23 protein-coding genes are annotated in these 25,860 nt (G+C 54.4%); 12 read left to right on the top strand and 11 right to left on the bottom strand.

Going from position 1 to position 25,860, the window contains the following annotated elements; translation table 11 throughout:
• Positions 1–12 precede the first annotated feature (12 nt).
• Entirely contained in the window at positions 13–2,394 is a 2,382-nt protein-coding gene (locus GSQ91_RS15620) for a TIM-barrel domain-containing protein (protein WP_158822690.1), read from the top strand.
• A 96-nt stretch (positions 2,395–2,490) separates the two neighbouring features.
• On the opposite strand, the gene GSQ91_RS15615 is transcribed toward GSQ91_RS15620, so the two are convergent.
• On the bottom strand, positions 2,491–2,994 hold the full coding sequence (locus GSQ91_RS15615) for a response regulator (protein WP_158822689.1): 504 nt from the start codon (positions 2,992–2,994) through the stop codon (positions 2,491–2,493).
• Between the two features lie 209 nt (positions 2,995–3,203).
• Here GSQ91_RS15615 and GSQ91_RS15610 point away from each other — a divergent pair, with 209 nt between their 5' ends.
• Both GSQ91_RS15610 and GSQ91_RS15605 read left to right on the top strand, forming a co-directional pair.
• Positions 3,204–3,464 (top strand): hypothetical protein, encoded by a 261-nt coding sequence (locus GSQ91_RS15610; protein WP_254064613.1) that lies wholly within the window; start codon positions 3,204–3,206, stop codon positions 3,462–3,464.
• A gap of 121 nt (positions 3,465–3,585) precedes the next feature.
• Positions 3,586–4,248 (top strand): Crp/Fnr family transcriptional regulator, encoded by a 663-nt coding sequence (locus GSQ91_RS15605; protein ID WP_254064611.1) that lies wholly within the window; start codon positions 3,586–3,588, stop codon positions 4,246–4,248.
• Between the two features lie 13 nt (positions 4,249–4,261).
• Here the strand turns inward: GSQ91_RS15605 and GSQ91_RS15600 are convergent, their stop codons facing one another.
• Positions 4,262–5,008, bottom strand: coding sequence for a sensor histidine kinase (locus GSQ91_RS15600; RefSeq protein ID WP_158822687.1), 747 nt, complete (start codon positions 5,006–5,008; stop codon positions 4,262–4,264).
• Between the two features lie 345 nt (positions 5,009–5,353).
• On the opposite strand from GSQ91_RS15600, the gene GSQ91_RS15595 reads away from it, so the two are divergent.
• On the top strand, positions 5,354–6,073 hold the full coding sequence (locus GSQ91_RS15595) for a Crp/Fnr family transcriptional regulator (RefSeq protein ID WP_158822686.1): 720 nt from the start codon (positions 5,354–5,356) through the stop codon (positions 6,071–6,073).
• A 12-nt stretch (positions 6,074–6,085) separates the two neighbouring features.
• On the opposite strand, the gene GSQ91_RS15590 is transcribed toward GSQ91_RS15595, so the two are convergent.
• Positions 6,086–7,426, bottom strand: a complete 1,341-nt coding sequence (locus tag GSQ91_RS15590; protein ID WP_158822685.1) for a serine hydrolase — start codon at positions 7,424–7,426, stop codon at positions 6,086–6,088.
• A gap of 115 nt (positions 7,427–7,541) precedes the next feature.
• On the opposite strand from GSQ91_RS15590, the gene GSQ91_RS15585 reads away from it, so the two are divergent.
• Positions 7,542–8,390, top strand: coding sequence for a phosphodiester glycosidase family protein (locus tag GSQ91_RS15585; RefSeq protein WP_158822684.1), 849 nt, complete (start codon positions 7,542–7,544; stop codon positions 8,388–8,390).
• Between the two features lie 26 nt (positions 8,391–8,416).
• Here GSQ91_RS15585 and GSQ91_RS15580 read toward each other — a convergent pair whose 3' ends face one another.
• From GSQ91_RS15580 to GSQ91_RS15565, 4 genes are all read right to left on the bottom strand, one after another.
• Complete coding sequence (locus tag GSQ91_RS15580; RefSeq protein WP_158822740.1) at positions 8,417–9,232, bottom strand: anti-sigma factor domain-containing protein; 816 nt, start codon at positions 9,230–9,232, stop codon at positions 8,417–8,419.
• Positions 9,229–9,852, bottom strand: coding sequence for an RNA polymerase sigma factor (locus tag GSQ91_RS15575; RefSeq protein WP_158822683.1), 624 nt, complete (start codon positions 9,850–9,852; stop codon positions 9,229–9,231). The genes GSQ91_RS15580 and GSQ91_RS15575 overlap by 4 nt, the downstream gene beginning before the upstream one ends.
• Positions 9,853–10,026: 174 nt before the next feature.
• Positions 10,027–11,070, bottom strand: coding sequence for a ferritin-like domain-containing protein (locus tag GSQ91_RS15570; RefSeq protein WP_158822682.1), 1,044 nt, complete (start codon positions 11,068–11,070; stop codon positions 10,027–10,029).
• 34 nt (positions 11,071–11,104) lie between these two features.
• Entirely contained in the window at positions 11,105–12,109 is a 1,005-nt protein-coding gene (locus GSQ91_RS15565) for a ferritin-like domain-containing protein (RefSeq protein WP_216845273.1), read from the bottom strand.
• A gap of 501 nt (positions 12,110–12,610) precedes the next feature.
• On the opposite strand from GSQ91_RS15565, the gene GSQ91_RS15560 reads away from it, so the two are divergent.
• Positions 12,611–13,162, top strand: a complete 552-nt coding sequence (locus GSQ91_RS15560) for a fasciclin domain-containing protein (protein WP_158822680.1) — start codon at positions 12,611–12,613, stop codon at positions 13,160–13,162.
• 210 nt (positions 13,163–13,372) lie between these two features.
• Positions 13,373–14,209, top strand: a complete 837-nt coding sequence (locus GSQ91_RS15555; protein ID WP_158822679.1) for an amidohydrolase — start codon at positions 13,373–13,375, stop codon at positions 14,207–14,209.
• 26 nt (positions 14,210–14,235) lie between these two features.
• Here GSQ91_RS15555 and GSQ91_RS15550 read toward each other — a convergent pair whose 3' ends face one another.
• On the bottom strand, positions 14,236–15,768 hold the full coding sequence (locus GSQ91_RS15550; protein WP_158822678.1) for a carboxylesterase/lipase family protein: 1,533 nt from the start codon (positions 15,766–15,768) through the stop codon (positions 14,236–14,238).
• 381 nt (positions 15,769–16,149) lie between these two features.
• Between GSQ91_RS15550 and GSQ91_RS15545 the strand changes: the two genes are divergently transcribed.
• The 3 genes from GSQ91_RS15545 to GSQ91_RS15535 all read left to right on the top strand — a co-directional run bounded on the left by GSQ91_RS15545 (position 16,150) and on the right by GSQ91_RS15535 (position 20,104).
• Positions 16,150–17,040, top strand: a complete 891-nt coding sequence (locus GSQ91_RS15545) for an IclR family transcriptional regulator (protein ID WP_158822677.1) — start codon at positions 16,150–16,152, stop codon at positions 17,038–17,040.
• A gap of 83 nt (positions 17,041–17,123) precedes the next feature.
• On the top strand, positions 17,124–18,386 hold the full coding sequence (locus GSQ91_RS15540; protein WP_158822676.1) for an exo-alpha-sialidase: 1,263 nt from the start codon (positions 17,124–17,126) through the stop codon (positions 18,384–18,386).
• 161 nt (positions 18,387–18,547) lie between these two features.
• Positions 18,548–20,104 (top strand): sodium:solute symporter, encoded by a 1,557-nt coding sequence (locus tag GSQ91_RS15535; protein ID WP_158822675.1) that lies wholly within the window; start codon positions 18,548–18,550, stop codon positions 20,102–20,104.
• A gap of 43 nt (positions 20,105–20,147) precedes the next feature.
• Here the strand turns inward: GSQ91_RS15535 and GSQ91_RS15530 are convergent, their stop codons facing one another.
• From GSQ91_RS15530 to GSQ91_RS15520, 3 genes are all read right to left on the bottom strand, one after another.
• Positions 20,148–20,642 (bottom strand): MgtC/SapB family protein, encoded by a 495-nt coding sequence (locus GSQ91_RS15530; protein ID WP_158822674.1) that lies wholly within the window; start codon positions 20,640–20,642, stop codon positions 20,148–20,150.
• Between the two features lie 118 nt (positions 20,643–20,760).
• Positions 20,761–21,624: a DsbA family protein gene (locus GSQ91_RS15525; protein ID WP_158822673.1), complete on the bottom strand. Its 864-nt coding sequence runs from the start codon at positions 21,622–21,624 to the stop codon at positions 20,761–20,763.
• Between the two features lie 91 nt (positions 21,625–21,715).
• Entirely contained in the window at positions 21,716–22,939 is a 1,224-nt protein-coding gene (locus GSQ91_RS15520; protein ID WP_158822672.1) for a thaumatin family protein, read from the bottom strand.
• A gap of 1,080 nt (positions 22,940–24,019) precedes the next feature.
• On the opposite strand from GSQ91_RS15520, the gene GSQ91_RS15515 reads away from it, so the two are divergent.
• Both GSQ91_RS15515 and GSQ91_RS15510 read left to right on the top strand, forming a co-directional pair.
• Positions 24,020–25,423: an RICIN domain-containing protein gene (locus GSQ91_RS15515; protein WP_158822671.1), complete on the top strand. Its 1,404-nt coding sequence runs from the start codon at positions 24,020–24,022 to the stop codon at positions 25,421–25,423.
• Positions 25,424–25,535: 112 nt separating this feature from the next.
• Positions 25,536–25,772, top strand: coding sequence for a hypothetical protein (locus GSQ91_RS15510; protein WP_158822670.1), 237 nt, complete (start codon positions 25,536–25,538; stop codon positions 25,770–25,772).
• Positions 25,773–25,860 lie beyond the last annotated feature (88 nt).

Genomic DNA, 25,860 nt, shown 5'->3' with positions numbered 1-25,860 from the left:
AGATTGTTGAACATGTCTTTCTTTCGTGGATGCACGAACTGTAAGTTTCTCGCCGTACTTTTCTTCTGCGGCACGGCCATGGCACAGCAGACTGTGCTCACGCGCAACAACGCGACGGTGGTGCTGGAGGGGTATGCCCCCAACATCGTCCGCGTTACGATAAGCCTCGACAATGCCTTTGCGCTCAAGGGGCCGGGGGTGGGGATCACGGCTGCGCCTGCTAGCAGCGGATGGATACGTGATGGAGGAGCGGACGGTGACAGCTTGCACTCCGATCGGATGGTAGTGCATGTTGCTCCGGAGAGCCATGGGAAGGCTACGGGCACTGGCGCCGATATCGCCAAGTACTTCAACGGCTCGACACCCTACGTCGGTTTGCGCATCGATACGCCTGGCGGCAAGTCCATCCTGCGCATGAACGGTTGGGAGATGGCCGTCCCGAATCATAAGGACGGCAATGCCGATGTACTCTACGACCGCAGAAAGGAAGATGATCCCTACTTCGAGGTGGGGGCAACGTTTGCGGCTGCGAATGATGAGCACTACTACGGGCTCGGACAGAATCAGCAGGGTTTCCTGGATCTTCGTGGACACTCCCTGGAGTGTGCTCACGACTACACAGCTGCTGGTGGTCCAAGTGTCTGCGTGCCGTTCGTCGTGACCAACAAGGGCTATGCGATTCTCTGGGACAACCCATCGAAGACACGCGTAGATTTTGCATTCAAGGAGCAGACGCGCTGGACCTCGCAGGTGGGCCAGCGTGTCTCCTTTTTCGTCATCGTCGGCGATACCTACGATCAGCTCTATGAGGGCTATCGCAGCCTTACCGGCAGTGTTCCTATGCTGCCCAAATCCGCCTATGGCTACATTCAGTGCAAGCAGCGCTATACCTCACAAAAGGAGCTGCTGGATGTCGCACACGGCTACCGGGACCGGCATCTGCCGGCCGACGTTATGGTTGTGGATTGGTTTTATTACACGAAGATGGGCCAGATGGATATGGACCCAAAGTTCTGGCCCAATCCAACAGCCATGAATGAGGAGCTACACAAACTTGGCTTCCATAGCATGATCAGTGTGTGGCCGCGCTTTGTGCCCGAGGACCGCTACTACAATCTGCTGCTGAAGAATGGCTGGTTCGAGCACCTGGCCGATGGAACTCCGACCGACGGTTTGCCTTACGATCGCGCTGGCTCCGACATCGACACAACGAATCCTGATGCGGCGCATTGGTTTTGGAACACAATCCGCGAAAACTTTGTGACCAAGGGCTTCGATTCGTTCTGGGCCGATGAGACGGAACCCGACCTGCCGCCCAATGGGAGCTATCTCCATGTCGGTCCAGGGACGGAGTACTTCAACGTCTACCCGTATTTTCATACCAAGGCCCTCTACGACGGGTTTCGGCGCGACCTGCCGCAAACACGCGCCCTTATCCTCTCTCGTGATGCCTACCTGGGGGCGCAGCACAACGGCTCCATCTTCTGGTCGTCGGATATCTCCCCGACGTGGGACACTCTGCGACGGCAGGTTCCCACGGGGTTGAATTTTGTGGCCTCCGGCATGCCGTACTGGAGCACGGACATCGGCGGCTGGGAGTACCTGCCCTATGCCCACACTCCCGAGCATCCCCCACTGATCGACCCCAGCGATGCGCGGGCGAACGTGAACCACAACGACGACTACCCCGAGCTTTATGTGCGCTGGTTCCAGTACGCAACCTTCCAGCCCACCATGCGCGCGCATGGCAGCCGCAACTTCAACGAAGTCTGGTCCTATGGCAAACAGGCTGAACCGATACTGGAGAAGTACCTGCGGCTGCGCTATCAGCTCATGCCGTATATCTACTCGCTCGGTTATTTTTCGCATCAGACGGGAGCGCCGTTTATGCGCGGCCTGTTCATGGACTTCGGCAGCGATCCCAACACAGCTTCCATCGGCGACGAGTTCATGTTTGGACCGGCGTTGCTGATTGCACCGGTCACCGAGCAAGGTGCGACGAGCCGGTCAGTCTATCTTCCTGCGGGGAGCGATTGGTTCAACTTCTGGACGAATGAGCGCCTCCATGGCGGACAGCGCGTACAAGTCTCTGCTCCCATCGATACGCTTCCAATCTTTGTGCGTGCAGGTTCCATTCTGCCGCTCGGCGCGCCGGTCGAAAGCACCAACCAGAAACAAGACATAGCCAGCGTGCGTGTATACCCGGGGGCCGATGGTGACTTCACGCTTTATAGCGACGACGGCAAGACCTATGCCTACGAAGCCGGCAAGAGTGAGATCACCCATCTGCACTGGTCCGATGCTACGGGCAAACTAGAGCAGACCGGTGCCTCTGCATGGAGTGCTCCTGACAGCGAACTTGTACAGGTTATGGGCAAGACGGCAGGGAATTGAAGAAATAAAAGGTGAGAGGCAGCCGTGGCAAAAGCTGCCTCTCTTTCTTGCCGGGGCTGGTCGAATGACTCGCAGCGTGCGAGTGTCTGGCTGCCGTTATTGATACAACCTGTTGCTAAAAGCAAACTCTGTAAGAGTCTCGGAGATAGTTCCTCGCGTCGTCAGGCACTCCGTGATGCGGCGCAGCATGTCAGTCGGGTGAACGGGTTTGGCCAATGTCGTGAAGTTGTAGCCCGCATTACGCGCATTTTCCAGCAGGTCGGCGGTCGCTGCCTGGCCGGAGAATAGTAGTACTTTGCAGGCTGGGTTCTTTTGAGTCAAAGCAATGGCCAACTCAACCCCAGTCATCCCTGGCATGACGACATCCGATATAAGAAGTGCCGGCGGCACAGTCCTGGCGAGCTCCAACGCACTTTTCCCATCGTAAGCAGTCAGCGTTGAAAAACCATTCTTCCTCAGAATGATCGAAAGTGTATCCGCAATCACTCGTTCGTCATCAACAATCAGCACGACCGGCCGATGTTTCCCGCTATGAACAACGGCGTCTGACTGGGATACTTCGGCGATGGGAACAACTTGAAAGTTCGGTTCTTGAGACATTGGAACACCTCTAAAACTACCGTAAGCCTGTTTTCCGGATACGGGTTAACTCTTTTATATCTATGAGTTGAGAGGGATTTTAGAGTTTACTGAACAGAGCGTCTTGACAACCAGCCGATATATCAGTTTATGATTTCGTTAGCGCTAGATTAGCGTCAAAACTGCGTTAGCTCGGAGGGACAGTGGAAAACGATGAGTTTGTAGAGCCGATGAAGTTTGAAGCAGTGCTTCAGACTGATGTTCCGAAGGGGAGAGATGGCAAGCATAGGGGAATTACTACCCAGTTGTTGAGTGACATTTCGCAATTGGCGCCAGGCACGGCCTTGAAAGTTCCTCTCTCCCAGCTGCCGGACACGAAAGAGAACATTCGCTCCGCACTGAGCCGTGCGGCACGTCTCAGTGAGATCAGCCTCGCCACTTCAAGCGATGATGAGTTCCTCTACGTTTGGAAGACCGACAAAGAAGAGTAGGGTCGCTCTCCTCCCTTGTCTGGCGGCAAGGCGCATACTGAGTACACGGTCTATCCGGTTGCGAGGATCTCGATTGCGCCCTCCGTTCAAGAACTCGCTCTTGAGAAATTTGGAGGCAGAGGTGGTCTCCCGCCTCTGCCTGCATCCAGTCACGTTTGAACTAGGACATGAGATCGAATTTCCTGGTACGCCTATCGACTATCTTTACTTCGTCGAAGAAGGGATGGCCTCTATGACCAATACCTTCAAGGATGGATCTCAGGTCGAAGTGGGCATGTTCGGTTACGAAGGCGTGATCGGCGTCTCGGCACTGATGGGGACCAAACGGAGTCTCAATCGCGTCTACACGCAGATTGCAGGCTATGGTTATTCCTCTCCGGTTGAAACGGCGAGAAAAGAATTTGACCTCGGTGGTGACTTCCAATCACTCGCTCTGCGGTATGTTCAGACGCAGCTTGTCCAGGCGACTCAGTCGGCAGGCTGCAATGCAAAACACAATCTCGAGCAACGCCTTGCCCGCTGGCTGCTGCTCTGCGCCGATCGTGCCCATACAAACAACTTTAAGATGCCGCAGGAGTTTCTCGCCGACATGCTCGGAACGACTCGCCCCACTGTCTCCCTGGCAGCCGGGCATCTGAAAGAGAAGGGACTGATCGATTACAACCGAGGGCTGATCCATATACTCGATGTCGCCGGACTCGAAGAAGAGGCTTGCGAGTGCTATCGCATTATCAGGGATCATCTCGACAACTACGCAGAGTTTGAAAGCGGCATCACGGTGTAGAGCTTACCGGGGTCTAGCAAAGAGCCTCAGATTTAGCGGGGAGAGAGATCCTGAATATCGTGCCGCTTCGGCCCAGACGCACGCTGCTGCGCATGGATATTTTGCCCTGGTGGTGTTCGATGATCCTCTTTGAGAGTGCTAAGCCAAGTCCGGTGCCCCGATCGGCTTTCGTTGTGAAGAACGGCTGGAAGATCTCGTCCACATGCTCGGCCGGAATGCCGTGGCCATTATCCGCTATCACAAAGTGAATCTCGTCCTGACGCTTTCGAAGCCGGACACACACAACGCCGTCGTGGGGCAGGGCATCGAGTGCGTTGGCAAGCAGATTCGAGATCACCTGAAGCATCTCACCCCTGTGCACGTCTGCCACTAAGTCCTGAGGGAGATCCTTGACCAGATGTACCTTTCGAGAGTCGATTGTCCGTTGGTGGATGCGGAGTGCAGCCTCCGCCAGGGCCACGAGATTAATGGACTTGGGAGTCTGAGAAGATCTTGCGAACCCAAGGGTCTGACCGACGATACGGTCTAGTGTAGACATTTGCTCTTCGGCCAGTTGCATGTACTCTCGAACTTTTTCAGGATCTTCTGCTTCCTCCGAGGCTAGATAGGTAAGGTGACCTAACGCCTCGAGAGGATTCTTGATCTCATGCATCATTTCGAGAGCCAGCTGGCCTGCAGTGGCTCGCTCTTCCGCCCGCTGTAAAGCCTCGGCGAGTACTGCGAGTTTCGACTCCAGGCCCGAAATCGTGGTTAAATCCATTCCCGCTCTCCCAAATCTGAGGCGCTGGAAAGAACGCCAAATGGCTGGCGTCTGGGTTGGGGAAATCCCCGCTGACCAGTAGGCTTCGTCATCAAATGAGACGACATGCAACCGAGTTGTGTTGTATGCCGAACAGACAAGCATGTCTCGTAATTGATACACATGCGAATTCTTACGTGCGCCGCCTCTTCGAGGGCGCCTTAGGTCTGGTATCGAACAGAACTTCCCTCTTTCGGTGTATATCGTCAATCACAAGTCAACGAGACTATCCCGCTCTAATCAAAGAGGTAATTAGCCGCAATGTGTGAGGCGGCAGTCCTTTGCGAAATTGACCCAAAGGACCGAATGACTTTGCTGCATGCAAACCTTTTTCTAGCTTCTCTCTCTTCTGAAAATCGCGACTTCCTCCTCGATCGGTCCACTCCTGTTGTTCTTCCTCTGAGAACAGTGCTGTATGAAGCTGAAGAGGTTCCCACGCACGCCTATTTCATGACCTCAGGCATCGCTTCCGTTGTCAGTACGATGTCGAATGGTGCGACGGCGGAAGTAGGGGTCGTTGGGCGAGAGGGAATTGTGGGTAGCCTGCAGCTTTTGGGTCCTGGACGTGTGCCCACCCATTGCTTCATGCAACTGGATGGAACGGCACTCAAGATCCCTTTCTCCGAGTTGAAAAAGGCCTTTCGATCTTCTGAAGAGATCCGAGATCGTATCCAGGAATTCGTCCAGGAACAAGCGCTTAGTCTTAGTCAGCTTGCGGGTTGCAATCGCTTCCACGAGGCGGAAGAGCGGCTGGCGCGTTGGCTGCTCATGGTGCAGGATCGAACCCAATCCGATGTCTTGAACCTTACGCAGGAGTTCCTGGCGATGATGCTTGGGTCGCAACGTTCGACAGTTACCCTGGTAGCCGGTTCGCTGCAACGGAGCGGGTTGATTGAATACCAGCGTGGGCGCGTGAAGATTGTAAATCGCGAGAATCTTGAGGCAGCCGCCTGCGATTGCTACCAGGTGACCAAGCATCTCTATGCGAACCTTTACAAGCAACGTGCCTCTGGCGTGGGGAATTAACGAGACGATTCTCTAGCGCAGCTTACTAGTTGCAGATCCTTCGCCTGGTGCAGCCCCTGACGACCGGAGGTCCTGGTACACCAACTCTTCGAAGTCGCGCAGCGTTCGGAGAGCGCCGTCGTCGTAGAACGGCGATACCTGCATCATCATGACTCCGCCGATATGCTGCAGGGGATCGATCCAGAACTCAGTGTTGTAAATACCAGCCCAACTCATACTGCCCGCGCTGCGGAACTTTGCATACTGCGGGTCGCCGGATGCGATCTCAAAACCGAGGCCGAATTTATCGTGACCTGCGCCGAGCGGAAACGGTTTGGCGAGTGAGCGATCGGCGGCGGGCTGCAGCTCTACGAAGATGGATCCGATGTTGTTTTCGCCCATCATCTTTACCGAGCTCTCACTGAGGATCTTCACGGGCCCCAGGTGTCCACCGTTGAGCAGCATCTGTATAAATCTGCCGTAGTCCTGCGCGGTCGAGTAGAGGCCGCCCTCACCCAGGAACGGAGGCTTCGGCGTTGCCGGGATGGGTCTTCTCGGCTGTTCCTGCAACAGGCCATTTATACGGCTGTACTTCGTGGCCACACGCGACTGTTTGGCGAGTTGCACGGCGTACGACGTATCCACCATGCCCAGCGGTTCGAAGATGTGCTGCTGAAAGTACGTTTCGAGCGGCTCCCCGGTGATCTTCTCGACGATCATGCCTAACACCGTGGTGCTGGGGCCGTAGTTCCATCTGTCGCCAGGATCGTTCAGCAGTGGAAGCTCCCACTCGTTCTTTTTCGTCACCTCCGTGAGCCGGTACTCGATTGGGTTCGCAAACCCATAGCCGATGCCGGAGGTATGCGTGAGCAAATGGCGGATCGTCATAGGTCGTTTCGCGGGCCGCGTTTCGTAGGTTGCGTCCTTCTCGTTGAACGTCGTGATGACCCGCAGGTTGTCGAAGCCCGCCAGGTACTTCGACACCGGATCGTCGAGCTTGAGCTTGCCCTCATCGAACAACATCATGATAGCCACTGAAGTCACAGGCTTGGTCATGGAGGCAATCGAAAGAATGGCATTCACGGGCATCGCCGTATCGTGCGCAACATCGAGCTTGCCAGCTGCGCCTTCATAGAGCACACTGTCGCAACCAACGACGAGGGCGACGACGCCTGGTGTGTCGCCGCGACTGACGGCGCTGCTTATCTGGCGCGACAGCGAGGCCTTGCCCATGTCTGACAATCCCATTGCCGCTATCGGCTCGTCCGTTCGAACGGGCTGCGTGTTCGTCTGAGCAGACCCCGAAGTCGCCCACCATCCTGTGAGGACCAGGAATGAGGCGAAGAGGATGGCAGTTCGGTGCAGTCTCATCATTTTGGATGACCCGAATTTATCGCGTGGCTGAAGCGGCATGTGGTTGAATTGTAAGCTGCGACAAAAAGGTACAACGCCATAAAATGCAGCTTGAGGTCCTGTCTGCATGCGGAAGATGATGACGCGAAATTGGAGTTGGCTGGTCGTATTGGCTCTGATCGCCTGCACACCTGTGCAAGCGCAAGTGAAGATGAAGGATTGGTCACCGGCCTATGTGGGTATCGATCAGGCTAGCGGCTCCATTAGCGCGAAATATGTGAGTGTCATCTATGCGGTGCGTGTCGATCTAAAGGCACCCGGAATCAGTTTTGTGAGCTCGCGGCACTCGGGAACAAAAGCCACAGTCTCTGACACCGTATCGGATTTTGCAAAGAAGACCCATGCCCAGGTAGCCATTAATGCGGGGTTCTTTTCTCCCTGCTGTCTTGAGCATGAAGAGGATAAAAACATTCTTGGGGTCTCCATCGCGGAAGGCAAGATCGTATCTCCTCCTTCAGCCAAGGATGAGTACAACGCTGCCTTGCTGATTACCCAGCAGAACGAGGCTTCCATTACGACGGTGTCCCCTGATACGAATCTTTCCAGGATATTCACTGCCGTTGCGGGTTCGGCCATCATCGTTCAAAAAGGTGAAAATACCGGCAATGTGAATCAACTGAATAAAGCTGCCTATGCGAACCCGCGGACTGCCGTGGGGGTCTCGAAAGATGGACGATATCTCTATCTCGTTGTCATCGACGGACGCAAGCCGGGCTACAGCATGGGGACCTCAAACAGCGAGACCGCTGAGGTCATGATTGCTTTGGGTGCATACACGGCACTCAATCTGGATGGCGGCGGATCGACGACGATGGTGAAGTCAGATGAGCAGGGAAACGTAGAGACGGTAAATCATCCCAGCGGCGGCGCAGAGCGATTCGACGCGAGCGCATTGGGTGTGCATGCAAGCTTTTTGCCTCATTGAGGCCTCATGCGCCGGAAGAAATGATCCTATATGCCGCTTGCAGCCCCGGACAGGATTATTGGCGCTGTGGGAGTGGCAGAACCTTCAGCCCTCTCGATAGTGATGGCGAAGGCCTTTGCGGGAACGCCCTTGGGAAGAGGCGGTAATACCACGCTCGCAGTGCCTGTTGCATCTGGCCGGAAGAGTCCGGCGGGGATGGGTGCCGGGCTATTTGCCGGGACTACCCAAAGCTCATAGGTCTTGTTTGCCGGCAGAGGTTCGAGGTTATTCGCCTGGAAGATCAGACCACCACGATCTGCCAGATAGACGGCGCGTCCAGTAGGCGCGACTGGGGTCTTGCTGGCTGTCAGCGTCGCCCTTTGCGCCGAGGGTGCTGTAAGTACTTCGAGCACCTGCTGGGCGTGCGAGGTGTTGGTGACCAGGTGGTCCATTAAGCCGGATTGATCGCGCAGTTGCTCGTGAAGGGAATTGTTCTTCACACCGAGAGAGACCACTGCGATGACCAGCGCCGCTACGGCTGCCCACGGAAGCCAGGCCATAGAGGAGCGCGGCTGTTGTTCTCTCATCCATGGACCAGGCTGCACCGCTGTGGCCTTTTGGCTGGCTTCAGAGGAAGAAGCAGCTACTCTGTCGAGAAAGCGCTGCCGTGCACCCTCGGGTACGGGATGCTGTTCGACACTCAGCGCTACCATGGCCAAATCACCAGAGAGCTCCGCCAACTCGTCGCGGCACAAAGCACACGTCGCCAAATGCGTACGGACCGCTACAGACTCCTCCGGAGAGAGTGTCTGCATCGCATAGAGAGCTATGTCCTCCTGCGGGATGTGATTGCGGTCCGTCATGCCTGGATGGCCTTTCGTATGCTGATTAATGCCAATCTAATTCTTGTCTTCACGGTTCCCAGCGGGTCACCCGTTTTTGCTGCGATCTCCGCGTGACTCAAGCCTTCAAAAAAAGACAACTCCACTGACTTCTGCTGCTCGAATGGCAGACTTTTCAATAATTCGCGGATTCTTTCCATCATCATATTCCGCTCAATCTCCGAAGCCAGGTTCGTCTTTGAAGTGAGTACAACCTCGTCGACGGAGTCGGTCGGTTTCCTGCGGCGCAGAAAATCGATCGCGCGATTTCTTGCCACCACTGCCAGCCAGGCACCCAATGATCCTCGACCCTGCACGAACGTATTCGGGTTTTGCCAGACCTGGAAGAAGATCTCCTGCATCACGTCTTCCGCTTGTCCCGGATCTTTCAAAATACGCAGTGCTACGGAATACACCGTACCTCCATAGCGATCAAAGACGTCCGCCATGGCCTTTGGATCATTTGCTCGTACGCGATCCAACAAAAACTCATCATTTACCGAAGCAGTTCCATTTTCGCCCGACGCCGTTTCTCCCTGATCGAAATCTCTATTGAAGGAACGTTCAGATGGCCTTATCGGATTGGAGGAGTTTTCTAGCATTGAGTAAAGACCAATATGTTTTGCAGAGCACGCTGAGCGGTCCCGTCCATCATACAAAGCTTGGATGCAAAATGTTCGGGAAATCTCAGTCTCTGAACTACGGTGGCACTTAAACATAACAAAAGGGCCGCCTCTTGGAAGAGGCGGTCCTTTGCCTTACGATGTGCGTTGCTTCTATTTGAAACCGTTGGGACCTGCATTCATGCCTGCGGGGAAGAAGACTCCCGTAGCTGGGCTGACGACGGTGGTGCCACTGACAGCCCCGCCACCGGTCACGATGTTCAGCACCTGGGTGGTATTGCGGGCGAAGGCGACGACGTTGGTGGAGTCGGCGTCGGTAATGCGAGTGGCTGTTGCGGTGCCGCCGCCGCCGAGTCCGACAGAGGTAGTGAACGTTGCTAACCCGAAGTCGTCGGGGTTGCTGTCATACGCGCTGGGCGCAACACCAAGCAGGCCAGCCTGGGAGAGCGATGCGCGTAGCGTCGAGATCAGATTGGTATATCCAGCGATGCTCGTACCTGTCGGGTCGATATAGTTGATGGTCGTGCGGATAAGGCCAGCGTGATAGGCTTCGACCGCAAGGATGCCGGCTGCTGTTGTCAGGTTTGAGGATGATGTGAGCAGCGAGGCTGCACCGTGATACGCCGTGACGCCAACATCCTCGAAAACATAAGCGCCAACGAGGAAGGTCTGGTCGTTGGCATATGGGCTGAAGCCACCACCACCGGGGATCTTCGCTGCCGTAGCGAGCGTCTGGAAGGAAGTACCCAGATTGATGGCAGGCTGGGCGACGGCAGAACTACCAAGCGCACTGAGGAGCAGCTGGACATGTTTGCCCTCTTCAACAGCTGTCTCGATGGCATAGGACGCAACCGGGATGGTGGTGAAGGGAACAAGGCTGCCGCCCGAGACTGTACCAGGTGTTCCCACGGTTCCCGAGAGTGTAATCAAAGGGGCCTTGGCAGCTGTTGAGGCGCCATTGGCCTTGTCGATGGTTGTGCCGAAGGCCGCCAGATAGTAGAAGTTCGCCTCCAAGTATTCGAGGTTGAGGGCGAAGTTGAGAATATCTGCGTCTGTGTAGGCTACGGTTGCTGCCTTTGCCGAGGGGGCGCTCGCGCCCAGTACCAGGCCAGCGAGCGACGTTGCGCCGAGCGTCAGCATCTTGCGCCGACTCGTAACGATGATGTCATCCAGAAGTTGAGTCTCTTGATTTGCCATGGAATTTTCCCGTCCTTTGGGTACTGAGTGCTGCTTAGGCTGTGGTGGTGGCGAAGATGCTGTTGACGCCGCTGGGGAAGAATCCGCCCTTGGCGACACCGACCGTAGGCGAACCGTAGACGATGTGCAGGACTTGATCTACGGTGCGCGCGAACCCGACAGCATCGGATGCACTGGCAGCAACGATTGCGCTCGGAGTAGTCAGGCTGGTAGGCAATACAAGAGCCGTCTCCACCGAAGCAGTCTCACCTACGGTAAGCGTATCTCGCAGTTTTTCCACCAGGTTGGCTGCAGCAAGGTACGGATAGGCGGATGCAGGGCCTGCGGCTATCGCTCGTCCTGTAAGTGACGTACGGACATAACCAGCGTGGTAGGCCTCGACGGCGAGGATGCCAGCAGCTGCAGTGAGATAGCCTGCCGTAACGCCCGCCGCAGTGATCAGTGGCGCCGCGCCGGAGTAGGCCGTTACACCAACGTCTTCGAAGATGAAGGCGCCGACCAGGAAATAGTCAAAGCTGGAGAAGGGATTGAAGGAGCCTGTACCCGTGGCGGCTGTGGTGATAGTGGCAGCAACAGCCAGAGGACCGAAGAAGGAGAGATCAATACTCGGCATCGGAACCGCAGCCGAGCCGAGAGCACTGCGAAGGAATTTAACATGCGCTTGCTCCTCGAAGGCGATCTCGTTCAGGATCTCCTGCTGTGCCGGTGTAAGGCCCGGGACTGCCGCAGCGCTGCCCACCGTGACCGTACCTTCCGTGTAAGACCCTGTATATCCAGACGGCGCGGACGTGTCGGAACTGGCGAGTCCCGTACCGGTCGCGGCGTACAGATAAAACTGTGCCTCCAGATATTCAAGGTTGAGGGCAAAGTTGAGCACGTCTAAATCGGTATACGTAGAGGGTGGGGGCGTAGTTGTTGTCGTCGTGCTGCCGCCGCTACTGCAACCAGCGATCGTTGCTGTGGCGGCTACAGCTCCAGCGCCAGCGAGGAACGACCGCCGCGAGAGGGCTTTATCAACAATTGAATCGAGTGTTTTCACGGTACATCTCCTGTGTGCGTTGATAGGTGCTTGCGACGCCGCTCGCCTGAAGTATTTCGGCATTTACAGATTTGCTTATGCCTGACGAGAAGAAAAAGCCGACAGGCCTATGCGCGCGGCCGAGGTTAGTTGAGACGTAGATTTAGGTAGCACGCAGATGGCGTACGTCTGCGTGTGAATCTGTCGTATTCAAGGCATTTCGATGACAGAGCGAAGGAACCATTCCTGCCATCATGTTGTAGGAACGCGGGACATGGAGGATTGGATTGGAGGAAATCTTTAAATACTTTGAACGACCGTTTCGTGGTGTCCCTTATACCCGTTAACTGCAGGTAACGCGTTGCATAGAACTACGTCCAGGGAGATTGGAGCACCACAAGAATCTCTTATTATGGATAGCCGGAAAACATACACGGCTTTTTCGATGGCGATGAATCCAATCTGCTAACTGGTGTCGTTTGGCTAATGAAGTAAAAAACCTTAGCAGTGGAAGGACACACCATGAAGAAGTTTCCTGTAATGATTCTGGCGGCGGTATTTGGATTTGCCGGTATCGCAGCCCATGCACAGAAGGATCCGGATGTAGGCGGAGCGCCGATGTATGCGACCAAGAACATCGTCGAGAATGCCGTCAACTCCCAGGACCACACAACACTGGTTGCAGCGGTAAAAGCAGCTGGACTGGTGGATACCCTGGAGGGTCCAGGGCCGTTCACGGTCTTTGCACCAACCAATGAGGCCTTCGCAAAGTTACCTGCTGGAACTGTCGATACGCTCCTGAAGCCAGAGAATAAGGATGCGCTTGTAAAGGTCCTTACCTATCACGTGGTCGCCGGCAAGATTACGGCAAAGGATCTGAAGAAGCAGATCAAGGCAGGCGGCGGCAAGGCGGTTCTCAAGACTGTTCAGGGAGGAAGCCTGACGGCCACTCTGCAGGGCGGCAAGATCGTGTTGACCGACGAAAAGGGTGGCACGTCTACCGTGACGATTGCTGATGTATTCCAATCGAACGGCGTCATTCATGTTGTTGATTCCGTTCTCTTGCCAAGCTAACGAATTTTGCTCTCGCTCGATAGTTACGAGCGAGAGCTTTGGAAAGAGGCCACCATTCTGTGGTGGCCTCTTTTTTTTATCGCGCTGATCGGTGCTTGCACGGGGTTTGGCTCGTGCGCGAAACTTGCAGGACAGTTCTCCATCCATCATGATGATGATTGCAACCATTCTGGTTAGCACTATCGACAAGCCGGAGCAGAACTGGAACCAATGTCTACTGAATGTATCGATGCCCACCATCATCTCTGGAAGTTCTCCTCGAAGGAGTACCCCTGGATGTCGGACAAGATGGATGTTCTGCGCCGCGACTATGTCCATGATGACTTGTCGGCAGTAACGGCTGCCGCTGGTGTTACAGGAACGGTAGTGGTTCAGGCCCAGCAGACTATCGCGGAGACAGAGTGGCTTCTTTCATTAGCCGAGGGTAGCAAACTCATTCGCGGAGTCGTTGGTTGGGTGCCGTTGATAGATGCCAAGGTAGAAGCCTCTCTTGAGGAAATCGCCCGGCTGCCAAAGTTAAAAGCAGTGCGCCATGTACTGCACGACGAGGCCGACGACCGATATATGCTGCGTGAGGACTTCAATCGCGGCATAGCTTGTTTAAAACGGTTTGACCTGCGCTATGACTTGCTGATCTTTGAGCGTCATCTGCCGCAAACGATTGAATTCGTCGACCAGCATCCCCACCAGATCTTTATCCTCGACCACATCGCAAAGCCACGCATTCACGAGCAGGTGATGGAACCCTGGCGATCGAATCTGCGTGAGCTTGCCCGCCGTGAGAATGTCTACTGCAAGATCTCCGGCATGGTAACGGAGGCGGACTGGCACTCATGGAGCGAGGCGCAACTATGGCCCTACATGGAGACGGTGCTTTCCACCTTTGGTGCTGAACGACTGATGTTCGGTTCTGATTGGCCAGTGCTCAACCTTGCGTCCGACTATGGCGCATGGATCGAGGTCGTGAAACGAGCCGTAGACAGACTCTCTCCGCACGAACGCCAACAGATCATGGCGAAGACTGCTATTGAAGCTTATGGGCTCTGAAGCTGCACCAGTGCAGTCGCTCCAATCTATTCCAGCTGCGGATTAACCTTTTGATATTCCATCCAGAGCTTGAACTTCTCTGGACTGACAACAGGTTGTGGGGCTACGCGATCTCCGAGCTCCATCGTTACAGGCTCAGCCGGTTCGAGTGCAGGCCATGCCGGGAGTCCTTTGCCGTTAGGATTACCGGTTTTGACGAAGTTAGCCCAATAGCTCGAAAGCGTGTCCGAGATTGCCCAATCTACGGGGGTATAGGGACGGTCCAGGGCCTTCAGATTTCTCGTCCAGTATGGAATTTCGGCGGAGTGGAATGCCCCAAACTCCGGATGTTCCGGCCATGGCAGGGCATGGTCGAAGTAGTACGTGTAGAAGCTCGTCTTTGAAGTACCTGCGCGTTTCACTCCCCAGAGATACATCGACACAAGCCGCCTGTCTCTTTCCAGTTGCTTCTGTGATTCCGTACATTCTGCCTGGGTGCTAGAGGGATATAAGCTCAGAAACTCATCTGCCAGGGATTGGTAGGTTTTGCGAACCTGCTTTTGGAACTCTTCGGGTGTCAACGCTCCATAGCTCTTACTCGAGCTTCCTTCATCCGCGACCATGCCGTCGATAGTGACTACATCGTTTTGCCGGCCCGCTGCAAAGACAGCGGGAACACCTTCGGAGAGAAACCAACCATCCACATCGGCTCCAAACCTCAAATGAGCGTTGCGTTCGAGTGTCTGCAGGTCTTCCGCAGAAAGCCCACGCAACTCCTTCAAGGTGGGCTTTTTGATAGAGACTGCGAATTGGGTGCCTTGTTGCTCCGCTTCAGCAAGAGATCCGCCGGTGGGGTCGGAGAGAGTGGCGCCACTCTCTATGATTGCTGCACGAAAGAGTCCCTTCGCCAGAGGGGACGCGGTGAGAAGTTCCTCAGCAGTGCCCCCTGCAGACTGACCGGCGATCGTCACCCGCGCAGGGTCCCCTCCGAATGCCCGGATATTTTTCTGTGTCCATTGGAGTGCTGCCACAATGTCGAGAAGCCCATAGTTTCCTGAGGCGTGGTGTGCAGATTCCTGGGTCAACTCAGGATGTGCAAAGAAGCCCATGATCCCAAGACGATAGTTAATGGAGACAACGACGATGCCCATTCTGGCAAGCTGTTCACCGTTGTACATCGCCGGCGAAGCCGCTCCCTCCACGAAGCCCCCTCCGTGAATCCAGAGCAGGACGGCTTTCGGCTCTTTGGTTTTGATCTCAGGAGTCCACACATTCAGATAGAGGCAATCTTCGCTGATGGGCAATTGAGCCAGGAATTCTCTGGTCCAGGGCAGGCGCTCTCCACTGATGTGCTGAATGCAACTGGCGGAAAAGTGGTCGGCCTTGCGTATGCCGCTCCACGCAGGAACGCTTTGCGGCTCACGCCAGCGCAGATCACCAAGGGGAGGCGCCGCATAAGGGATTCCCAGGAAGGCGCTGATCTTTGCATCGTTGGCAGGAATGCCTTGAACAAGCCCACTCTCCGTGCGGACTGTACGGTTTTGCGCGAAAGCCGATAGAGAAGAAAGTACTAGTACCAACGGACTAACTCTTCGACAGATTCTAACGAGGTTCCGAAGAACGTTTTCGCATGAGCCGACCATCTCGCACCACCCCTTACGACACACTTCTCTTTAGGCAAACCCAATCAGTATTCCCGAATAACCATAGCATTCCGTCAAAGGGACACTTTCCAGGTAATTGACGTCGCCGGTTGAGGTCATTCGTAGTCTGTCAGGCAGATTAGGTGCATTTGATTGATAGAGGTTACATTCGCTATTGGCTACCGATAGTCGTTATTCGGACATCTTCGGGTTTTATAGTCAGCATTGTTGAAATTATGCACTCCAGCTCCTTTGCCTTTCAGTTTTCTAGGCTTATGCTGGAGGATAAATTCGCGGAGCGCGCGCGACCGGAGGCCCATGAACACTTCTGTAGGGAATACGATTGTGGCAAAACAACTACTACCAACGAAAACGCCACGCCGCCGTACACCGCAGTGGGCCCTTTCTGAACACAGCAAAGCAGGCGTACCCGATCAGCAAGAGGATCGTTATCATTCCAGAACGATCGAGCGTGCCCTGGATGCTCTGGATGCCTTTGGCTTTAGCAATGCTCCTCGCTCGCTGAAAGAGATTAGTGCTGTTACAGCTCAACCTGAATCCTCTCTCTATCGCGTCCTGACCACACTTCAGAAGCGCAATTATCTGCTGCAAAATCGTGACGGCACCTATCAGTTGACTCGCAAGGTGCTGTACGGCCGTACGTTGGATATGGCGGAGGTGCTGCGCGAACTAGCACGACCTATTCTGGAGGAGCTTGGACGGAGTTTCGACGAGACCGTCGGACTCTCCTATCTCTTTACCGACTACATTCAAGTGCTGGATACGGTGGAGACCTTCCATCCAATTCGGGTAACCAACCGGATTGGACGTATTATTCCGCCACATTGCAGCTCTATGGGGAAGGCCATCCTGGCTTTCCAGGACAATGAAACCGCAGACCGCATGCTCGAGACCTACGGCCTGAATCCTCGGACCATTAACAGCATTACCGATCGCGGAACACTGCGCAGAGAGATGGAGAAGGTGCGAGAGCAGGGTTTTGCCGTCGATCGCGAGGAGTCGATGCTGGGAGGTGTCTGTTATGGGGCGCCCATCGTCTGCAACGGCAGCGTTGTCGGTGCTTTGAGTGTCTCCACCCCTATTCCCCGACTTGATCCAGAACGTGAAGACTCCATCCGGCTTGGCGTCATGGAAGCAGCACGGCGTGTTGGTGAGGTGCTGGACGCAAAATTCGGGAAGCTTCAGTAGTTTTCAGATTTATAGATTCTGGTTTTTATCGACCCATTTTAAGGATATGCGCAATTTGTACTTGTGCATGCGGTAGGAGCTGTATGCGCATTTTGTGGAATGTCGCCGGTCTGGCCCTGTCTCTTAGCCTTGTTACAACTTCTGCATTGGCCCAATCGAACGCGGCTCAAGGTTTGCCTCTGAAGAGCCCTACAAGCGTCGTGCTCGAGGGTGATTCGGACGCAAAGGCCTCAGATCTGCTGGATCCGCAGGTGGTCGCGCTCGCCAACGGACAGGTGCGGAAGGATCCCAGGGAAAAAACTTCTGAGGCGTATCTGCCGATTCTTTTTCCGAGTTCCCATGCAGCCAACCTGCTCGAACTCAAGAATGGCGACCTGCTATGTGTCTGGTTTTCAGGGCATTGGGAGGGCGACTCCAAGGTGGGCATCGTGTACTCGCGCTTGCGCAAGGCGGCGCAACGCTGGAGCGAGCCGCAGCTAATCGATCAACAGGAAGGTGTGTCTTTTCAAAACCCCGTGCTCTTCCAGGCTCCTGATGGGGCAATCCACCTGTACCACACGACCCAAGAGGCCCATCAAGGGGAAGCGAACGCGCATGTGCTTGAGTCGGTCTCGCGCGACAACGGAGTGACCTGGAGCCAGCCGGTCCTCATCTTTGAGAAACCCGGGGCCTTTACTCGCCATCCGCTGCTCCTCCTGCCGGACTCCACATGGCTATTGCCCATGACCTACGTTACAAGCAAGGGTATTGGGGAAGGTTCAGAGACCAACTATTCCGCGATGCAACTTAGTCAGGACTCGGGCAAGACCTGGAAGGAGTGTGTAGTTACCCAGAGCTTTGCGCGGGTTCAGCCAACCGTTGTACAGCTCGCACCCGGCCGGTTGCTCAGCTTTTTTCGCAGCCGTAAGTCTGACTTTATCTACCAGAGCTCCTCGAACGACGGATGCCAATGGACCGAACCAACGGCGACGGTGCTCCCGAACAATAATGCATCCGTGCAGGCTTTCCGGCTACAGGATGGTCACCTGGTCATTGTCTTTGACAACCAGCATAAAGGGCCGCGCAGGCCTGTATCCATCGCCCTTTCGGGAGATGAAGGCCGCACCTGGCGCTATGTTCGAGATATAGAAATCGGACGGCCGGAGCTGGGCGGCGAGTCGTCAAAAGTGATGGGTTCTGGACGCGAGGAATATTCCTATCCATCCGTGCTGCAGACGCGGGATGGCGTCATCCAAGTAGCGTATACCTTTCGCCGGCAGACCATCAAAGTCGTCACATTTCGAGAAGGATGGATTCGTGAAGGCGGGACAGTCGGACTCTACAAGGGTACGTCCGTCGAAAAGTAGATAGAACGAACGTGTACCTGTTCGTCATAATCTACGTATAGCAATGGATCGACAATCATCAACAGACAGGGAATCACTGCCGTTTCGACTCTGTGAGAGTAGAGTAGGAGTTTACGCGTCCAGACTCCGTTTCGATAAGTTGAGGGCATAGAGGATCAAACGTGAAAACTCTCGACATACTGGTCATCGCGCTTTATATGTCGGGATTGCTGGGTATTGGCCTTTACTTTTCCAGGCGCCAGACGACAACGGAGAGCTATTTCATTGCCAACAGATCCATTCCCAGTTCGGTGATGGGGATATCTTTGTTGGCATCCATTATTACCAGTGTGACCTTTATTGCCTATCCCGGCTCTGCCTATGCAGGGGATTGGTCACTGCTGGTTCCAGGGATCATGTTCGTTGTCGTTGTTTTCCTGGTAGGCGCGGCTATCATTCCATTTTTCCGGCATGTCGTTCGGATGAGTGCCTATGAGTACTTTGGCCTCCGCTTCGGCACCGGCGTCAGACTCTATGCTTCGCTAACGTTTGCCATTGGTCATTTTTTAAAGATGGGGTTCGTCTTCTATTTGCTGGCTCTCACTCTGTCCAGCATCATAGGCTGGCCTGTAGACCGCGTCATCCTTCTCACCGCTGCGATTACTATCTTCTATACGATCCTTGGTGGCATCGAGGCTGTTATATGGACCGATGTCGTCCAGGGGTTTGTCCTATGGGCAGGCATTATTGTGTCCATCTCGTTCCTGCTCTTTCTTCCCAAACAGGGGCCGCTCGCCGTATTAGCAGACGCATGGCACCACGGAAAGATGAGTCTCGGCAGTACAGCCCTCAGATTCGATAAACCGACCATTATGGTTCTGGTTATCTACGGGTTCTTCTTTTATCTGCAAAAATATACAGCCGACCAGACCGTGGTGCAGCGTTACCTGATGGCCAAGACGGATCGCAGCGCCATACGCGGTATCAGTCTTGGCGCATTTTTATGCTTGCCTGTGTGGATGGCTTTTATGTTGATTGGCAGCCTTCTGTGGTCCTTTTATCGTCTTACCGGTGAGAAGCTTCCATCCGTGCTGAAGAAAACAGAGCAGATATTCCCATATTTTCTTCTTACGCATATTCCTGCTGGATTATCTGGACTATTTGTAGCCGCTATCCTTGGCTCTGCGATGGCAATGATTGCTCAGGACATGAATTGCCTTGCGACGATTGGGACAGAGGACTTTTACCGTCTGGTGAGACCGGACAGCACGGATAGACAACGCCTGCGTGCAGGACGCGCGATTGTTGCTGGCAGCGGTCTTGCGGCAGCGGTCGTGGCAATCAAGGTTGCCCATACCAATAATGGCAGCGCTCTTTCGTTCTATTACACGCTTACGGCAGTCCTTGCGGGAGGCTTGGCAGGCCTCTTTCTCCTCGCATTTTTGATGAAACGAGCCACTCCTGCAGGCGCAATCGCCGGTATTGTCGCGAATCTTGCGTTTACGATCTGGGCGACACTTACCCTTGGGGGGAAGACCCTTAACCTGGGCCGCTTCAATTTTCCATGGCATGAATACATGATCGGCGCGATCGGTCACTTCATACTTCTAGCCGTAGGAATCACGTTCAGTTTGCTGTCTCCATCTGGATTTAAGCGTCCTGATTTAACCGTGTGGGGATGGATACAAAGCAGACGGCAGAACGCCGTAGATACTGCAAATCCATCGCTCCAGGCTTGAGTCAAGTTTTCGCTTTGAAAGCGACTGAGTTGGATGAAGCGCCTTAGTCGTGCTCCGTGATAACCGCTTGCTCCGTTGGTATAGGCGCGCCGGGAAGCAATCGCATGAGAATAGGGAAGACGAACGCGACGATAAAGTAGGCCACGGTGACTGCCAAGGCAAGCCATAGCAGACCGGCACCACATGCCATGCCGATTCCCGTAACTAACCAGACAGTAGCAGCGGTAGTAAGCCCGGTTACCCGATCCCCCTTCACAAAGATGAGACCGGCCCCGATGAAACCAATGCCCGTGACGATCTGTGCCGCAACACGAGAGGGATCAAGCACCACTCGATCATTGGCAAGAACATCCATGAAGCCGTATTTCGAGATCAGCAGAAAAAGGGCTGCGGTCGTACCGACGACCGTGTAAGTACGCAATCCAGCACTCTTGTGGCGTATCTCACGCTCCAGTCCGATGGTGGCCGACAGGAAGAAGGCGGCTCCTAGTTCCGCGAATTGCTTAATGCCTTGTCCTGCAATCTCGAATAGTGGCATAGCACATATCTTACGTCTCTAAAGTGGAGACGGCCATACCTACTGAAACCAATTCCTATACCTCCGGCAATCGATCAGTTCTAAGACTTGAATCAAGCGCCCTGTAACCGATCCTGGCTCAATTCACCGGCGGGTGCACCATTGCACCACTCGTCGCTATCGCGGGCGGCGCAGGAGAGAGCAGGGGATCGATGGCCGCTTTGAACGCTTCGAAAGGTTGAGCCCCTATCACCGTCGTCTTGATGTTCACCAGATCACTACCCGGGCTCATGGTCCCAATGAGAAAGGTTGGTGTGCCTCTTATCTGCATTTTGGATGCCTCATCCACGTTGCGGTGGATCGCATCGGCGAAGCGATCACTATTCACACAGGCGTCCAACTTTGCGGTATCGAGGCCTAACCCTTTCGCCTGATCGTCAATCTCGGCTGAAGTCGATGCGAGTTTATCCGCGAACAAACTATCGTACATCTCCCAATACTTACCCTGTTCACCCGCGCAGCGTGCCGCACGTGCGGCCGGCAATGCGTGCTGATGGAAGGGCAATGGCATATCCCGGTAGAAGTATTTTACTTTTCCGGCCTTGATGTAATCGTCTAAAACCTGCGGATAGACGTCATGCTGAAAGTGCCGACAAAAGGGGCACTCAAAATCTCCATATTCAATGATCGCAACCAGAGACGACGCCTCGCCTCTGAAGGGTTCGCCCTGGACACTCATAACATCCGGTGCCTTGATCGTAGGGGCGGTGGAAACCGCTCCCACCCTGCCGCTCAGGAGCTTCTTCAATTCGTCCAGGCGATCCAGAATCTGCTGCTGTTGTGTCTTTAGCTGCTGCACATCCTTCTTGAGGGCCGTAATGTCGTCTCCCGCTGGCTGTGCCGTCTGCTGCGCTGCGGCCAGTGAAGCGCAGAGAGAAGCTCCGAGTATTCCGATGATCAAGGACCGAAGTCCACGACTGCGTCCGTATCTCATGTCACGCATTGCATCTCCCTAACACCGGCATACATGGGCCGGAAACAATTGATCTTCTGGCTTAAGTTAATCGGGATGGATCGCCATCCCGATCCAGCGTTTAGTTGAGGACCCACTGCTCGTTATTTCCGCCATTGCATGTCCAGGCTTGTACCAGCGTTTCCTGTGCTGAGGAGTCACCCTGCACGTCCAAACAAAGGCTCGTGTTGTTGGCAGGATTGAACGTATAGCCCACGCTTGACGGGACAGCTTGCCATGCTTGCGCGGACGATCCGTTGCATGGCTGCAGATTCACCAGTGAGCCGCTGGATGAGCCGGAAGCCGTAAGACAGTAGGCTCCATAGGAAACAGCTATGTTGTAAAAGCCTGCCGGCTGGACGTTCACATTAGAGAATACCCAGGTCTGTGCGCCGCTCCCATTTGCCGGCCAGATATCGATCTGGTTCCCGCTTGCCGTGCTACCTTGCCAGTCATCGAGCACGAGGCCAGGAGCATTCTGGGGATTCATCACATAGGAGCCGTTTGCAATGCTGGTGCCGCCACCACCGCCGCTACTCCCGCTCGGGCAGAAGGTTATGGTGTAGTCCGCGCCAGTCGGGCAGGTATGGTTGCCCACAGAGTCATCGTAGGGCCACGCATAATCGTTTGGGCAAGCGTTGTGGATGTCATTGACATAGGCCTGATCATTCGCGGGCCAGGTCGATTCCTGACAGGTGGCAGGGGTGTTGTCGGCCCCACTACAGCAAAATTCGTCCGTGCTGTATGCCGTGCATGGACTCATGCAATCCGGACCATTTGCCAGCCCTGAAGGACAGCTCGACACGATGGAGTTGCAAGTGCTCGGCGACACGCAACTGGAATTGCTAACAGTCAATCCAATTGGATTATCCATGCCATCCACATAGCTAACGTCATAATCATCGGTGGTATAGCTGGGAGAGTAATCGAGGTTGAACTCTACTAGCGAGGTACCCTTTACTCCAGTCGTACCGGCGCACTGTAATCCTGTTCCGCCGCATTGCCCAGTCTGGCAGATAGCTGGACTAGAGCTATCGCATCCAATACGTCCCCAGATACGGCCGTTCCAGGGATCCGAAAGTGAGAAGGTAACCGAGGTGCCTGCATTCATCTGCCAGCCCCCGTTGTTATAGCTGGCGGGATAGATTCCTGGGTAGACGGTGTACCCACAGTTATTGACGATCTTGATATCTGTTGCGAAGATGTTTTGTGGTGTCCCGAAGACCGCCATCGCAACGAATAACGCTAGGGTTATCTTGCCAGACAACCGACAATACAGATGCCGACCAAGCTGCTGTGCCTTCATGGATCACCTCGTGGACAATCTAGTTCCTAGAAGCAAATCTTGAGCTGGTGCATTTTCTGTGCGGCTAAAAGCTACGGAGCGACATGAACTAATTAAACAATCGTGCAAATGTAGATACTAGAAAGTATTTCAAATGTCAACTTAGACAGAGCTATTACTTGTAACTGTCCAGGGCTTTACGTCCATTTTTCAGAATAATTGACGCATAAATTTCGATACCTAACGATACTGGAAACTATGAATGAGATATGCGTACCATATCAACATAGTTCACTTGAACTATTACCTGAATATCCGGCAATAGTTGATTTCGTAAGTCAACCGCTTGACACCGTCTATAGGGTCTTTTATGAGCGCTCCTATGTTTGAGCCCGCCCAATTTGCTCCAGCACTTCTCCATTATTTTTTCATTATTGACAGATTAACCTCTTCCACCACTACGCTGCGCGGCAGACGTTCCGGCGACATAATCCGTTTGCAAACGGCTACGTATCCGAGGCGAGGTCCAGGGTACCCAGTTCTGAGGAAACGACCTGAGGTTCGGGCCACACGCGTGTATTTCGAAGGAGAGCGGGGAACTAACGCAACCGTGGGAACAGAAGATCGGTCGATAAATAGATTTGAATCAACCGTTTGTCTCCTGCATGAAATCTATGGAAAATATGCAGCATAACTTCGCGACATAAACATCGTTGACAGTCTATGATTCTTGACGCACTACTTATTGAGGGTTGGTTAAAATCTCCCTGAGATGTACGCCGGCCCCTTATGCGAGATGGCAGTTCGAGCAAATTGTGACACTTTCTGTGGCCGTGCTGTTCTGGCACCTCTGATTCGCTCTAGCTTCACGGCCTGCGCCATGCAGAGGTGTGGCCGGTTACCTGCACGACTCAACCGAACGGCAAATTGAAACACTGCTGCGCTTCCGGCTGACATTCCGAATACTTCGCTATGACACCACTACCAGGATAGTTTGACCAGCCTACGACACGGACGAAAGCGATCCGTGCCAAAGCTGTATAACCAGCGCAAATTGCGCCAATCACAAGCAGCCTCAGCGAAACGAACAAGGAGAACAAAGTGAAGAGCCTATTTTTACAGTCTTCGATCGTTCGATCCACCCTCTGTCTATCAGTGTTGCTAACGCCGCTCGCGTTGCTTCACGCGCAAGATACCTTGACCCCTGGCACCCCCTACAACATCGTCAACGAGAACAGCGGCTCATGCGTTGGCGCATCCGCCCAGGGTACGGCGAATGGGACGGTCCTTGAGCAGTATGTTTGCGCCAACGGCACTTACAGCTCCCAGGCCAGCCAGCAATGGGTATTCACGTCCGTGGGCAATGGCTACTATGAAATTACCGACGTCAACGCACCGAGTGAAGCCTGGAATGTGGTCAACAACGGCACAGCCAGTGGCAGCCTCATGCAGATATGGACCTATGCAGGGAACCCCAACGAGGAATGGCAAGCGGTAGCTCTGGGCGGCGGTTTCTATGAGTTTGTAGGCCAGGGCAACGGTCTTTGCCTGGATACTCCAGGCGATTCGACCGCAAACAGTCTGCAGTATGACATCTATACCTGCAACGGCACGGAGGCTCAGGCGTTCAAACTCGTCACGCCTACAGCAAGCGGCGGCGGTACCGGCAATTGCAGCGCTGTTTCCAATATTTCGGTTGGCGGAACGACCTACACGCCGCAATGGTGCCAGGAATTTAACGGCGCAGCTGGCTCCCCAGACACCTCGGTGTGGAACTTTGACCTCGGAAACAATGGAGGCTGGGGCAACAACGAGGTGGAAGTTTACTGTGGGCCTCCGGGATATCCCAATAATCCGTCACAGTGCCCCACAACGTTCAGCACCTCCACGAATCCTGTCTATATCGATGGCAACGGACACCTCGTCATCCAGCCCATCAATGTAAATGGCACATGGATATCGGGACGCATGAATACGGAAGGGACGCAAAACTTCCAGTACGGTATTCTCGAGGCCAGTATTCAGGCTCCCAATACGACAAACCAGGGTCTCTGGCCCGCCTTCTGGACCCTCGGCGCCGACATTAATACCGTTCCATGGCCCGGTTGTGGCGAGTCGGACATCATGGAACTTTGGTCTCCATCCTTAGATGGAGGTTCAGGTCCTGGAGGGAACCACTCCACAATTCACACCGCGGTAACTGGAGGCGATGGAATCGGAGGAACGTTTACTTTCCCCAGTGGAGAGGCGAATGACACTGCCTTCCATACCTACGGAATAGTCTGGTCGCCGAATCTCATGGAGTTTTTTGTAGACAACGCATCCACACCGTTCTTCACGGTTACCCCCAGCAGTCTTCCTTCAGGAGATACGTGGCCCTTTAATGCCAACCTCTTCACACTCTTGAATGTGGCCGTCGGCGGTACTCTCGGTGGATCGACGAGCGGTCTATCGAATCCACAGCCCATGGTCGTGGACTACGTTCGCTGGTATACGGCTCAATAGCAGCGCTGTCTCCGGCACGCAATCGTGACCGAGACAGCTATTCTCTGCACGGAGGGGCGGCACTACGTCGCCCCTCTTTTACTCTTGATCCTCTCCTCAGGAGTCGGCTAACATGGCTGCCATGGTCGAGCCGACTAACAGAACGCCTGATTCCGAACTTGCAACACAGGTAGCGAGACTGTGGCCGCACAGGGAACATGAAGCCAATATCATGCTCGGTCAACTCTGCCGTGTGGGGTTGCATTGGTGGCGGCAGTTGGATCTATCGGAACTTGTGCCGGGCAAGGACGTTCACTTTTGTTTCTCCTGCCAAAAAGTGAAGATCGATGGAGTCATGCACAATCCCTAGCCCGAGATGTCCAACCTGGCGGCTTCGACACTTCATCATGATCGAGCCAGCTATGTTCTGCACGGAGGGGGCGGCTATACGTCGCCCC

This window comes from Granulicella sp. S156 (assembly GCF_009766105.1).
Classification (GTDB): Bacteria; Acidobacteriota; Terriglobia; order Terriglobales; family Acidobacteriaceae; genus Granulicella.
This window is presented reverse-complemented; position numbering and strand designations above follow the sequence as displayed.